Here is a 13,074-nt window from a genome sequence, read left to right as displayed (position 1 = left end):
CCGATCAGCCCCAGCATGGCAAAACGCAAAAGGTTTGACAAATATAAAAATAGCGACAAGCTGTGACCGTCAGAGGGGAACACACCATGCCAGACGACATTTTGCCCTGCGACGCGGACCTGATCGCCCGCCTTTCCAGCATGTTGCCGCCTGCCGCGCTGCTGACAGGCGCGGCGATAGACCCGCGATATCAGGAAGATCGGCGCGCCCGCTTTTCCGCCCCGCCCCGGTTAGTGATCCGGCCCTCCTCGACGGCCGAGCTTTCGGCGGCGCTTGCGGCCTGCAATGATGCCCGCCAACGGCTGGTCATCCAGGGTGGACGCACCGGGCTGTCGGGTGCCCACAGAATTCAGCCCGCAGAAGCTGTGTTGTCGCTGGAACGCATGACGGGGCTGGATGCGCCGGATCCCGAAAGCAGGACGATCGTCGCCGGGTCCGGCGTGCCGTTGCAACGGGTGCAGGACGCAGCCGACGGGGCGAACCTGATGTTCGGCGTGGATATCGGGTCACGGGGGACCGCAACGGTCGGCGGGATCATCGCCACCAACGCCGGGGGAAACCGGGTGATCCGATACGGCATGACGCGCGCTCAGGTCGCCGGGTTGGAGGTCGTACTGGCCGACGGATCTGTCCTGTCGTGCATGCGCGGGCTGGAAAAGGACAATAGCGGCTATGACCTGAAGCAGTTGTTCGTCGGCAGCGAGGGCACGTTGGGGGTGGTGACAAGGGCGCTGCTGACCCTGCACGCCAAGCCGCAGTTCGAAACGAACGCGCTTCTGGCCATGCCATCGGTCGAGGCCGCGATGGCCCTGCTGCAAGGTTTGCGGTCGAGACTGGGCGAAACCCTGTCCGCATTCGAGTTCATGACCGAAGACATCTATCATGGCGCGGCTTCAGAGGCGGGTGTCTCGGATCCTCTGACAACGGCGGGTCCGATCTATGTTCTGGCGGAAATCCAGTCGCAGCAGGGTCAGGAAGCTGCGACCGACCCCTTCATGGAGTCCCTGTCAGACGCGATTGAAAACGGGCTTGTCCTGGATGCGGTGATCGCAAATTCCATGCGTGAATTTCTGTCCCTGTGGGAAATCCGTGACAGTTGTGCCGATTACGTCCGCAGACAGGAAGGCGTGGCCAATGGCGATATCAGCGTGCCGGTCGGAAGAATTCCGGACTTCCTGGACGAAAGCCGGCGACGCCTGTTGAAGATTGATCCTGCCAGCCGTTTTCTGACCTTCGGCCATCTGGCCGACGGCAACCTGCATTATGTCTTCTGCACGACCCGAAAAGAAGAGGCGGTCGCGTGCCTGATGAACTTGGTCAGCGATTTCAGTGGATCGATTTCGGCCGAACATGGGATCGGGCTGGACAAGAAACACTGGCTACCCCTGGCCCGCAGCGCCGCCGAGATCGAGACGATGAAGCGTCTGAAGATCGCGCTAGATCCCAATAACATCCTCAATTCGGGCCGGATCTTCGACCCCTGAGCCGTCCGGGCCGCACCTGAGCCCTGCCGGATCACGCCGCTTCCCAGCCAGATGAAGGTCATCCAAGGGTGGCACGCTGCAGCCGGTCCAAACCCGACATGCAGCGTGAAACGGCACCCGGATCACTGCCGTTCAACCCAAACGCCGTCGCAGATGCCGTTTCTTACCCGGCGGCCCGGCCCGCGTCCCTGACGCACCGACCGGACCCAGCCAACTGCGGAAGATAGTGCTGGATTGGTCTGCCCGCCCCGCGCGCATAGTCCTGCGCCAGCCTGTTCCAATCGATCCGCGCCGCGTGCGCCCAATCGACTGCCGGCGATGTGCCGCCGGGCGTGACGGCGACCGCTGTCGCAGTATCATAGCGAATTTCGCGGCGTCCCTCGCGGAAATCCGACAAGGTCTGCGTCCAGCGTTCTTCGGGCCACGCAAGGCAAAGCCTGCCTGCGCCCGGGTCGTATTCGGCGGTGAACAGCGTCCCGAACCCCTCGGCGTATCGATCCTGCCGCAACGGCGGCAACAGGAAATCGTCCAGTATCTCCGACGGTCGGATCGAAAGGCCAGCCAGATGTTCGTGGCGCTGGTGCGACCTCGTGAACGCGGCACGATCCGCCGGCTGGGTGCCATGCTGATGGTTGGTCGCGATCGCACAGGGCATCACCTTTGCGCCGCCACCGGGCGACAGCTCGACACTGGCGGTCCGCCCGCCAGCGTCTGCCAGCACGACATTATAGGCCATGTGGGACGGCACGCGGGCCAATACCGCAAGGGCCTGGCCCACGGTCTCGCATGTTTCCAGAACATAGCGCAGGATGGTGGTGATGCCGAATCCACTGCCGGTCTGGGATCGGCCACCATAGGCCAGCGCCACGCAAAGCCCCGCCGCGTTGATCCCGTCAGACAGGCCCCAGATGAATTCGACCATTCCCATGACGGGCCGCCCGGTCCATTCGCTGCGCAGCAAAAGCCCTTCATTCAGGTCGGGCGACAGGTCATAGTTCCGGACCAGACGCGTCTCGACGCCGTCGGAAAGTGCCGCCAGCGAACATCCGCCAAGATAGCGCGGCGGGTTCCACGTCGCCAGAAACCGCGCCGCCCGGTCGGATCCGCCGGCAATCAGGACAAGGCGATCATAGACCGGCAGCAATTCCGGCATATGGTGCTTCAACGCCGCCCGGCACTCGGCGCGCGACGGGCCGCCATCGCCGCCGCGGGCGACGAACCAGACCTCGTATGCCGGCCAGGACCTGTCCCAGCGGGCACGCCATTTCGGCCCGGGCAAGGCCTCGTTCACGGCATCGAAAGTCAGTGTCATAGCGGTCATCTCAGGCTCCGTTCTCGGGCTGCTGAAGGAAGAATCGAACCATTTCGGCGCTGGCGTCAGGGCCAGCCGGATCGGTATACGAGCCGCCGGCGTGTCCGCCCGACCACGCATGACCCAGCCCGCCGATCGTCCAGGATTCCAGCAACGCCACGCCGTCCGCGGTCTCGGTGATGTCGCGGGTGAACCGACGCCCGTTACGCTGGCCTTCTTCTGTCCTTGCCAGCGTCTGCCGCGGACCCGCGCTGACAACGTCATGCGCGACCCGCCTGCCGTTTGACAGATGGACGGTGTGATCGGCGTCACCGTGAAAGACGATGGTGCGGGGGACACGATCCGGCGCGGGGTGGGCACGCATCTCGGGCGCGTGTCCGGCCATCGCCCCAAAGGCCGACGGCACATCCTTCGCCGCGCCGAATGGAAGGCCCGAATGCACCCCGATGGCCGCGAAGACATCGCCATAGGTCTGGCCCAGAATGACCGCCATCGCAGCCCCCGCCGACAAGCCCGCCACGAATGTCCGCCCCGCCAGGACGGAATGCTGCGCCGCCACATGCGCCGCCATCCCGGCCAGGATCGCCGGCTCGCCCCGTCCGCGCCGCTGATCCCCCGGACTGAACCAGTTCCAGCAGGACTGCGCATTGTCGCCGCGCGATTGCTGCGGATAGACGACGATGAACCCATGCGTTTCCGCCAAGGCGTTCATTCCCGTTCCGGCCGCGAAATCGCGGTGGGTCTGCGTGCATCCATGCAGCATCATCACGACACCGCTGGCGCCCGCCGTCGCACTGGCAGGCACATAGATCAGGTATTCACGGCTGCCCGCATCGCAGGTGAACCGTTCATCCGTGAAACTGGCGCCGGGCACCAACGTTGCCGCCGCGGGGGCTGCGCCCGCATGCCGCAGCATCGAGTCCGGCAGGCCGGACATTACCGAACCGCCGACATCCTGCATCAGACCGTGCTGCGACAGGGTGCGGCGCACAAGATCGTTCGCCGACGCAAGGCGCGCGGCATCGATCGCCCGGTGCGGAGCACCGGCGAGAAGTCTTTTCATGTCATGTTTCCTTGTGAAATTCGGCTAGTGGATGCGATCCGCCAGGGCCGTCCTGACCTCGGCGCTGGCCTGTAGCGCCCCCAGCACGGTGATCGAGCCGATGGCCGCGCGTGCCAGTTCGGGCGACACGTCGGACGCGATTCGCGCCAGACCGACGACCTTGACGTGCAGCACTTCGCCAGCGTCGCGCAGCGCCTCAAGCTCGACCCGGCCATAGTCGCGCAGCCCCAGTTCCATCGTGTGCCGTTCGATCGAACGGGCGACGACCTCTCCGTGGCTGTCCAGCTGGTTGCGGATCGCAGTGCGAATGAAATCGCTGCGGTTGGAATAGAAACCCTCGTGCACCAGAAGATCGATCCGGCCCAGATCGACAAAGCCCAGATTGAGGGTGACCTTTTCGCTTTCCGGCGTCTTGTCGCGAAGCTGTCTGATGTTGCTCATTGCCATTCTCCATCCATATGGATGGTATATGGAGTATATTTGCCGGGTAGCAAGGCCGCGCAGACAGGGCCATCATTTCTTTATCGGCCGTTTGCCCCGGCAATCCTCGACTTTCCCGTGCCGAGGATTTTCCGCGTTCCGCCTGACGGCGAGTCAGCCGAACCTGTTGAGATGGATCCCGCCATCACCCAGCGTCTGTCGCAGGCTGCTGGCGAATGCGACGGCATCCGGACCGTCGCCATGAATGCAGACCGTATCGATCCGGCAGGGTATCCGCTTGCCGTTCACGCTGTGGATCGACTGGTCGCGCAGCATGGCGACGATCCGGTCCGCGGCAACGGTCGGATCGTGCAGCATCGCGCCGGGCTTGCTGCGGTCGACCAGGGACCCGTCATCCTCGTAGGCGCGGTCGGCAAATATCTCGGCGGCGACGGTCGCGCCCAGATCGCGGGCGGCGGCCTCCATCGCGGTGCCTGCCAATGCCACGATGATCAGATCCGGATCGACGCGCAACGCGGCGGCAAAGCAGGCCCGCGCCATGTCTGCATCGCCGGACGCCATGTTCGACAGCGCACCGTGCAGTTTCAGATGCCTGATCCGTGCGCCCGATTGCGCCGCGACACCCCGCGCGGCACCAAGCTGATAGGCGATCATGTTGCCAAGCTCGTCGCCCGACAGGCGGATGCGGCGGCGTCCGAACCCCTGAAGGTCATGGAAACCGGGATGCGCGCCGATCCCCACTCCAGCCGCGGCCGCCATTCGCATCGTCCTTGCCATCACGTCAGGATCGCCCGCATGGAACCCGCAGGCGATATTTGCCGAGGTCACAAGATCCAGCAGCGCGCGATCGTTTCCCATGGACCAGGCACCAAAGCTTTCGCCCATGTCGGCATTCAGGTCGATCTGCATCAGTCGTCTTCCAGTTCGCGGCCCGCGGTGACACCGCCGACCAGTTGATAGGACAGCAGATCCGCGATCATCGCCGGGTCGCGGATCAGGTTGCGGCACCGTCCGGCTGCCTCGCGCAGCAAGTCGGCCTGATCCCGATACGAGGACGCCGCCTGTTCCAGTGTCAATCGTCGAAACCGCAATCTTGCACCCGGCGCGGCCTGCGCCATGCGCGGCAGATCGGCGGGGATGATCTGGCCTACGCGGGGATAGCCCCCCATCGTCTGACATTCCGACATCAGCACATAGGGCAGCCCGTCGCCCGTCATCTGCAGATCGCCCGGCCCGATCATGTCGGACGCCAGCCCCGCCGCATGATCCGTGGTGAACCGGGCATCGGCGTCAAGCTGAATCCCCTGGCGATTGCCGCGACCGCCGCGGATGAATTCGGTCGCATAGAACGCTTCAAGCACCTTGTCATCGAACAGCGCGGTCTGCGGACCATCCATGACGCGCAGCGCCCCGCCGTGAAACCTTGCCTCGGTCTGGATGATCCGGGACGGGGCTTCGGGCGCGGGATCTTCGCCACAGGGCAGCGTCTGGCCTGCGGTCAGCGCGGCACCGATGCCGATGGTCAGATGGACGGCCCGGCTGCCCAGCCACGCAGGCGTCTGCAGCCCGCCGGCCGGGGTCAGATACCCATGCACGCCTGCCTGCAGGGCGCCGATCCGCAGATCCTGTTCGGGCAGCACAAGATGGCTTGCGTGCCAGCGCAGCGGCGCGCCATCCAGCGTCGCGATCATCGGCGCGCCGGTCAGCGCGATGCGCGTCGGAGCAGAGACCGAGAACTGCCCCCCCGCGCCAGCCATCTCGATCGCGGCCAGAGGGGACTTGGCCCCCAGCAGGGCCGCCGCCTCGATCAGCGCCAGCCGGTCCATCGCCCCGCCACGCGAAAGCCCCTGCGCCAGATGACCCGGACGCCCCATGTCCTGGACCGTCAGGACGCCATCCGCCTTCCTGATCGTCAGCGCGGTCATTCCAGCGTCTCCAGCACGGCACCGCCCAGCCCATCCGCAGCACTGGACAGCGACTGCATCTCGTCACCGGTCACGGGCCGATAGCGGATCGCGTCACCGGCGCGCAACGGCATCGGCGGATTGCGGTCGGGCACGAAAGTCCGAAATCCGCTGCACGCCACCTGACGCCAACCGGTCGCCGATTCCGCCCCGAACATCACGATCTGCCGCACGGCAACGACCACAGCGCCGGCAGGGACGCGCGGGTTGAGGTCGGCCATGCGCGGCAGGTTCCATGCCTCGGGCAACAGTCCGATATAGGGCTGGCCCGGCGCGAACCCGATGGTCAGGACGTGCAGATCGGTGTTGCACAACTGATCGATCGCCTGTTGCTGCGACAATCCCAATCGATCGGCCACGTCGGCCAAATCGGGGCCGTATTCGCCCCCGAATGCCGCCGGGATCGTCCAGCGGCGCAGGGCATCGGGCGCATCGGGCGCACGATCCGCGATGGCACGCGCGCGCGCAGCCAGCGACCTTGCCAGATCGTCGCGATCGACACGCGCCGGATCAAAGCGCAGCAGAACCGATACCAGCGCAGGCGCGACCTCGACCGCGCCATCGGGTGTGTCCGTTTCAAGCTGCCGGGCCATGACCTGCGCCGCAGCCATCGCCTGCGGGTCGGGCCGCAGCGCGAAGCGGATCAGAAATCCATCAACGCCAGCGGGCAGAACCTGCGGAGTGGGTGCTAGGCTCATGCGATCTCGGGCAGCACTTGGGTCGCGTATTCATGGACGATCTGCCGTTCCGTGACCGCATCGCGCATCCGCATCCGGAACCGTGTCGCGGCGCGCACGCCGCCGATCGCACCGAATGTGCCGCACATCATCGCCACCGGCGCGCCTTGCGCCAGCCGATCCAGCCCCGCGCCGTCGATCAGATCCTGCAATGGCCGGATCGATGCAAGCGTCCCGGACTGGTAGGCCACCCAATCGCCGCCCTCGTGGATCCAGCTTTCAAGGATCAGATCCTCCAGCCGGTCGGCCACGCTGTCCCAGTCCCACAGATCGGTCGCACAGGGTTTGGCGCAGACCTGCTTCGACATGGCGACGGAATGCGCCTCAAGCGCGCGGTCGGTATGATCGGAGCCCAGCCCCAGCCAGCGGCGGTCGCCGTACTGGATGATCATCGGTTCGACTTCGCCCGATGAGGCCGGGCCGACCGCCTGGATTTCGTCCGCCGTGGTCAGCAGCGACGCTGCCACGCGATAGAACAGCGGCGTGGCCGAGGGCGGTTTGACACCCAGCGCGGCCAGTTCGTCGATATGATGCTGGATGGCCTCCTGGTTGCGGCCGGTCCAGCCCGCGATGATCAGATTGGCGGGGGTCAGGTCCAGCACATTGCCGCTGACGGTGAATTGCATGAACTCGGTCCTTTCCTACAGAATCGAAGGCAGCCAAAGCGCCAGTCCCGGCAGGGCGATCAGCGCCGCGATCATGCAGATCATCACCAGCACATAGGGAATGGCACCCATGATCACATCGTTGATCGACCCGGATTTGCGCGCGCCCTGCACGACGAACAGGTTGAGGCCCACGGGCGGCGTGATCAGCGCCATCTCGATCAGCACGATCATCAGCACACCGAACCAGACCTTGTCATACCCCAGACCCGCCATGATCGGCACGACGATGGGAATGGTCGCGACCATCAGCGACAGGGTTTCGATGAAGAAGCCCAGCACCAGATACAGCGCGATGACCAGCAGCAGCGTGCCGAAGGGCGACAGGCCGGATCCCTCGATCATCTCGGTCAGCTGCCGCCCCAGCCCGGCCGACGTCATCGCGAAATTCAGGAAGGATGCACCGGCCACGACAAGCATGATCATGGCAGAGATGCGGATCGTGCCATGCAAAGCCTGGCCAAGGGCGCGCGGACCCAGACCGTCGCCCAGCAGGATCGCGATCAGCGCGGCCATCACCACCCCGATTGCGGCGCTTTCGGTCGGCGTGGCCCAGCCCGCATAGATCGAACCGATGACCACGGCGAACAGCAGCACGATCGGCCCAAGCTGGATCAGGCTGCGCATCCGCTGACCCCAGCTGAAACCGCGCGTCTGGCCACCAAGATGCGGCCGCACGGCACAGATCGCCGCGGTCACTGCGATAAAGGCCAACGCCATCAGCAACCCCGGGATCAGTCCGGCCGAAAACAGTCGCGGGATCGAGGTTTCGGTCAGGAAGCCATAGACGATCAGGTTGATCGACGGCGGGATCAGGATCCCCAGCGTGCCACCTGCGGCGATGGCGCCCGAAAACAGCCGCGGATCGTAGTTCAGCTTTTCGGCCTGCGGCATGGCGACGGTCGCGACCGTCGCTGCGGTGGCTACCGACGATCCCGACGTGGCCGAAAACATCGTCGCGGTGGCGATGTTCGCATGAACCAGCCCACCCGGCAGCCAGGACAGCCATTTGTCCAGCGCCGCATATGTCCGCGACGCGACGCCCCCCCGCACCAGGATTTCGCCCAGAAGGACGAACAGCGGAATGGCGATCAGCGTCGAGGAATTCGAGGCCGACCAGATCACCTGACCCAATCCGCGCAGCAGAGGGAAGGCGGAATAGAACTCGCCTACACCGATGCCCAGGATGAACAGGACGATGCCCACCGGAATCGACAGGGCCATCAGGCCCAGAAGGGAAATCGCAACGGTCCAGATCATTCGTCCAACTCCGATCCCATGCCGATTGCCGCGTCGAATTCCTGACGGCGGCGCGCGGCAAGATGGAACACTCCGATCAGGCTGAGGGCCGTCGCGGTCAGCGCGAACCACAGCCAGCCCGAGAACCAGATCCCCTGCGGAATCCACAAGGGTGTCTCCAAGGGCGTATTCGCGCGTGATCCCCGCTCCAGGGTCTTTTGCAGCACTGGCCAGCAATGCCACGCGATCAGCAGCACGACACCGTTGGTGACGATCATCGCGAACAGATCCATCGCCGCCTGCGCCGGCGGCGCAAGTCGCTGGCGCAGCACATCGATGCGGACATGCGCACGTTCCACCAGCGCACAGGCCAGACCCCAACTGGCAACAGCCGCCATGACATAGCCCGACACCTCATCCGACCCGCCAAGCGAACCCAGGCTGAACTTGCGCAGGATCACATCGGTCAGGATGAAGGCGACGGTCAGCAGAAGCGCGACCCCAAGGATCAGCGCGACGATGCGGTTGGCGCGTCCCAGCGCGTCATGCAGTCGATCGGTCATGGCGGCTTGTCCTGACCTACTTGATCGACACGCCGACGGCCTGGCCGACGGAATCGTTCCAGCGCGCGGCCCATTCGTCGCCAGCACGTTCGGCCCAGTCCGGCAGCACGTCGTCGGTCAGGATCTGCCGCGCGGCGGCGACGTCGTCATCGGATGGCTCGACCAGCGCCATCGACGCCGCCTCGCCCGAGGCACATTCCCCCTGCCCCGTCAGACAGGCGATGTCGTTTTCCAGACCGCCTTTCGCGGCGTCCCAGGCCGGGCCTTCCAGCCCATCGGCAACGGCGGATTTCAGCATCTGCTGCTGGTCCTGCGACAACCCGTCAAAGCGATCCGCGTTCATGGCGATCACGACCGAATCCCAGCCGCCAAGCGGCAGCGTCATCAGCGTGTCCGACACTTCCCACCATCCGGCGGAATATCCCGACCCCGCACCGGTCACCGCGCAGTCGATCACCCCGCGTTCAAGCGAACCGGGCACCTCGGAGAAGGCGATGTTGATGCCCTCGGCACCCAGCGCCTCGAGAAATTTCGTGGTCATGCGGCCCGATCCACGGACCTTCTTGCCCTCAAGATCGGACAGCGCCCCGACCTCGCCCTTGCAGAAGACGACTTGCGGCGGATAGGGCGCGATGCCCAGCACCTCGGCGCCAAAGCGATCCCGCATGATGTCGTCCACCATCGGCCGGGCGGCCTCGACCATCGCGCGTGCTTCGGCGGGCGTGGTGGCGACCAGCGGCACATCCAGACCCTCAAGTTCCGGCGCATCGCCCACGGTATAGTCCGCGACGGTCGAGCCGACATCGAAGACGCCGTCGCCCAGCATCCGATAGACATCCGAACCGGCGATGCCCATCTGGTCAAAGCTGGTCAGTTGCGCCGTGAATTCCCCGCCGGTCATCTCGGGCAGTTTCTCGGTCCAGAACGGCGTCTCGAAATCCTGATACAGCGGCAGGTTCGACCAGCTTCCGACGACAGCCAGTTCCTCGGCCATCCCAGGCACAGGCAGCAGGGCACAGCTGGTCAGCAAGGCAAGGGTGGTGCGTTTCATCATTTCTCTCCTGTTGATTCTTTATGCGTTTACGCCAGTCAGCCGCGCCTCTGCGCGACTGGCCGGGATGTCGGTGACCAGCATGTGGCCGGGTGCGTGCGTGATCGCCAGCGCCGGACGGCCCGAGACGATGGCCGCCTGCGGAGTGACGCCGCAGGCCCAGAAGACGGGAATATCGCCGGGCCTGATATCCGGCGCGTCGCCGTAGTCAGGGGCCATGACGTCGGCGATGCCGATCTGCGCGGGATCGCCCAGATGGATCGGTGCGCCATGGGCCAATGGCATCCGGGCGCAGATCTGCACGGCCTCGATCGCGTCCGCCGCGGGCATGGGACGCAGGCTGACCACGACCGGCCCGCCGAAACGGCCTGCCGGACGTGTCGCAAGGCTGGTGCGATACATCGGCACATTTCGCCCCGCATCCTGATGCCGGACGGGGATGCCCGCACGAGTCAGCGCATCCTCGAAGCTGAAGGAACATCCCAGCGCGAATGACACCATGTCATCCTGCCACAGATCGGCGATCTGCGAAGGCTCATCGGTCAGTTCGCCGTGCCGCCAGACACGGTACCGCGGCACATCGTGACGCAGGTCGATCCCCTCTCCCAGTGAAGGCAGCGCCGGATCGCCCGGCGCACCCACCGCAAGCAGCGGGCACGGTCGCGGGTTCGACTGGCAGAAACGCAGAAAGTCGGCGGCTTCGGCGCCGGGCAGGATGACGATATTGGCCTGCAGCGCATCTCCGCCCATGCCCGCCGTCGGTCCCGCAAAGCCACCGCTGCGGATCTGCTCGCGCAGGTCGCGCGGCGTGAGCACAGCGTTCGGGGTGCAGGGCATCGCCAGATCTCCTTGTCGTTCATACAAGGAAACCGCAAAACGTCATATCTAATCAACAGTTCATTAATAGCCAGTATTGATCTTCTGAAGGCATCAATTTGATCCCGCTTCGATGGCGGCACGGGTCAGTTCCCGGCCGATTTCGTCATTCCGTTCCGGCATGTAGCAGATCGCGAAGTCCAGATCCGGCAAGCGCGCCTCGGGCCGCGTCCTGATCTCTTCGATGCCAGCATGCGGCCATGCCCGGACGATGTCATGCGGAATGGTCCCGATGCCGAATCCCTGGCCGACAAGGTGAAGGACGGTGGCAAGCGAGGCTGATCCGTGAACGGCGACCGCCTGCCTGCGGCCAGGGGACAGAAGATCAAGCACCCGCCTGTGCGGCAGCGTCGTCTTGGGAAAGGACACGATCGGTTGCGCCGCCAGATCGTCGATGCCCGCCGGGCTTGGCAGCGAAAAATGTACCGGGGACGCGAACCATCCAAGCGTCACGGGCGGCAACGGTGTCATGTGGATGCCGCGCGGCGCCTGATCGCGCATCATGATCGCCACATCCAGATCGTCGCCGGACAGCATCTGCGCCATCTGTTCCGAGGTATCGACCGATATCTCGAAGCGCAGCTGCGGGTGTCGCGCGCGCAGATCGGTCAACAGGCGGGGCAGGATCGTGTGGGTCATCGTCTCGGCAACGCCCAGCCTGACGACCCCTGCCATTACGCCCTGGGTCAGCTCGCCAAGGATCCTGTCGCGCTGCGCCATCAGGATCTCGGCCTCTTCGACCAGACGCCGCCCGGCGGCAGTCAGCCGCACCCCGCGTCCGTCACGTTCGAAGATCGTGATCCCCATGCGGCTTTCCAGGTGCCTGACCCGACGCGAAATAGCCGATTGCGCCAGCCCCGTCGCATCCGAGGCGGCCCTGAACCCACCATGGCGCACAATCGCGCGGATGATGTCGATATCCCGAAAGCCGAACATTCCACCGACGTTGCGCATCAGCTTGCAACGGCGTCAAGCACGCCATGCCAACGGCCTTTCGCAACCGGCTGCCGAAGTCGCGTGCAACCTGTCGCGCGCGATGATGGAAAGCCCTAGCGTGCATCAGCGGTCATGCGGTCGTCACACCAGCGAAAATCGAAAAACATATTCCCCGTGTGCATCCAAACCGCATTCCCGACGCGTATCCATCCCCGGAGGACGTTTCGTCCGCCGGGATTCAGATGGAGGAACTAACATGTCGACCTATGAAATCTTTCGGCTCAGCCCACGGCGTCTTTACGGCACCGCCGCGGTGATCGCATTGCTGGCCTCGGCCGGAACGGCACGGGCCGATGCCACCCCCGAATGCAATACCGGGGCGGGCGTGAACTCGGCCGAGTGCGGCGTGAACACCACTGCTGACGGTGATTTCTCGGTTGCAATCGGTGATCAGTCGGTCACTGATACGACCGCAGTCGACGGTGTAGCGATCGGCTCGGAGGCTTCGGTGACGGGCCCCTCCACGACGGCAGTCGGCGGTGAAACCGTCGCGACAGGGCCGGGCGCCTCTGCCATCGGCTGGCAGTCGATGGCAACCGCCGAACGCGCGCAGGCCTTCGGGCATCTGGCGACCGCGCAGGGCGTGCGTTCGCTGGCCGTCGGTGAAAACGCCGATGCGCAAAGCGACCTGTCAACCGCCATCGGCAATGAAAGCGTCGCGAACGGCACCGACGCGCTGGCCG

Annotated in this window: 13 protein-coding genes and 1 pseudogene; 2 read left to right on the top strand and 12 right to left on the bottom strand. The window is 65.0% G+C overall.

What is annotated here, in order from left to right:
* The first annotated feature begins 86 nt into the window (after nucleotides 1-86).
* A complete protein-coding gene (locus MU516_RS13960; protein ID WP_260277869.1) occupies nucleotides 87-1,484 on the top strand; it encodes an FAD-binding oxidoreductase in 1,398 nt (465 codons plus the stop codon).
* Nucleotides 1,485-1,647: 163 nt separating this feature from the next.
* Here MU516_RS13960 and MU516_RS13955 read toward each other — a convergent pair whose 3' ends face one another.
* The 12 genes from MU516_RS13955 to MU516_RS13900 all read right to left on the bottom strand — a co-directional run bounded on the left by MU516_RS13955 (nucleotide 1,648) and on the right by MU516_RS13900 (nucleotide 12,331).
* On the bottom strand, nucleotides 1,648-2,805 hold the full coding sequence (locus tag MU516_RS13955) for a C45 family autoproteolytic acyltransferase/hydrolase (RefSeq protein ID WP_260277867.1): 1,158 nt from the start codon (nucleotides 2,803-2,805) through the stop codon (nucleotides 1,648-1,650).
* A gap of 1 nt (nucleotide 2,806) precedes the next feature.
* Nucleotides 2,807-3,859 carry an extracellular catalytic domain type 1 short-chain-length polyhydroxyalkanoate depolymerase gene (locus MU516_RS13950; RefSeq protein WP_260277865.1) on the bottom strand — a complete coding sequence of 351 codons (1,053 nt, stop codon included), beginning with the start codon at nucleotides 3,857-3,859 and terminating at the stop codon, nucleotides 2,807-2,809.
* Nucleotides 3,860-3,883: 24 nt separating this feature from the next.
* Complete coding sequence (locus tag MU516_RS13945; RefSeq protein ID WP_260277864.1) at nucleotides 3,884-4,300, bottom strand: CopG family transcriptional regulator; 417 nt, start codon at nucleotides 4,298-4,300, stop codon at nucleotides 3,884-3,886.
* Between the two features lie 153 nt (nucleotides 4,301-4,453).
* Nucleotides 4,454-5,209: a LamB/YcsF family protein gene (locus MU516_RS13940; RefSeq protein ID WP_260277862.1), complete on the bottom strand. Its 756-nt coding sequence runs from the start codon at nucleotides 5,207-5,209 to the stop codon at nucleotides 4,454-4,456.
* Nucleotides 5,209-6,225: a 5-oxoprolinase subunit C family protein gene (locus MU516_RS13935; RefSeq protein ID WP_260277861.1), complete on the bottom strand. Its 1,017-nt coding sequence runs from the start codon at nucleotides 6,223-6,225 to the stop codon at nucleotides 5,209-5,211. The genes MU516_RS13940 and MU516_RS13935 overlap by 1 nt, the downstream gene beginning before the upstream one ends.
* Nucleotides 6,222-6,962, bottom strand: a complete 741-nt coding sequence (locus MU516_RS13930) for a 5-oxoprolinase subunit B family protein (protein ID WP_260277860.1) — start codon at nucleotides 6,960-6,962, stop codon at nucleotides 6,222-6,224. Before MU516_RS13930 ends, MU516_RS13935 begins: the two co-directional genes overlap by 4 nt.
* On the bottom strand, nucleotides 6,959-7,627 hold the full coding sequence (locus tag MU516_RS13925; RefSeq protein WP_260277858.1) for a DUF2848 domain-containing protein: 669 nt from the start codon (nucleotides 7,625-7,627) through the stop codon (nucleotides 6,959-6,961). The genes MU516_RS13930 and MU516_RS13925 overlap by 4 nt, the downstream gene beginning before the upstream one ends.
* Nucleotides 7,628-7,642: 15 nt before the next feature.
* The gene (locus MU516_RS13920) at nucleotides 7,643-8,926 is read right to left on the bottom strand and encodes a TRAP transporter large permease (RefSeq protein WP_260277857.1); all 1,284 of its coding nucleotides are present in this window, start codon (nucleotides 8,924-8,926) and stop codon (nucleotides 7,643-7,645) included.
* The gene (locus tag MU516_RS13915) at nucleotides 8,923-9,468 is read right to left on the bottom strand and encodes a TRAP transporter small permease subunit (protein ID WP_260277856.1); all 546 of its coding nucleotides are present in this window, start codon (nucleotides 9,466-9,468) and stop codon (nucleotides 8,923-8,925) included. The genes MU516_RS13920 and MU516_RS13915 overlap by 4 nt, the downstream gene beginning before the upstream one ends.
* Nucleotides 9,469-9,484: 16 nt before the next feature.
* Complete coding sequence (locus MU516_RS13910; RefSeq protein WP_260277854.1) at nucleotides 9,485-10,519, bottom strand: TRAP transporter substrate-binding protein; 1,035 nt, start codon at nucleotides 10,517-10,519, stop codon at nucleotides 9,485-9,487.
* 21 nt (nucleotides 10,520-10,540) lie between these two features.
* Nucleotides 10,541-11,356 carry a putative hydro-lyase gene (locus MU516_RS13905; protein WP_260277852.1) on the bottom strand — a complete coding sequence of 272 codons (816 nt, stop codon included), beginning with the start codon at nucleotides 11,354-11,356 and terminating at the stop codon, nucleotides 10,541-10,543.
* A 93-nt stretch (nucleotides 11,357-11,449) separates the two neighbouring features.
* A complete protein-coding gene (locus MU516_RS13900; RefSeq protein WP_260277850.1) occupies nucleotides 11,450-12,331 on the bottom strand; it encodes a LysR family transcriptional regulator in 882 nt (293 codons plus the stop codon).
* Nucleotides 12,332-12,587: 256 nt separating this feature from the next.
* Between MU516_RS13900 and MU516_RS13895 the strand changes: the two are divergent.
* A pseudogene (locus MU516_RS13895) lies at nucleotides 12,588-13,074 on the top strand (hypothetical protein); the annotation flags it as partial.

The organism is Paracoccus maritimus, from assembly GCF_025195095.1.
Lineage (GTDB): Bacteria > Pseudomonadota > Alphaproteobacteria > Rhodobacterales > Rhodobacteraceae > Paracoccus > Paracoccus maritimus.
This window is presented reverse-complemented; position numbering and strand designations above follow the sequence as displayed.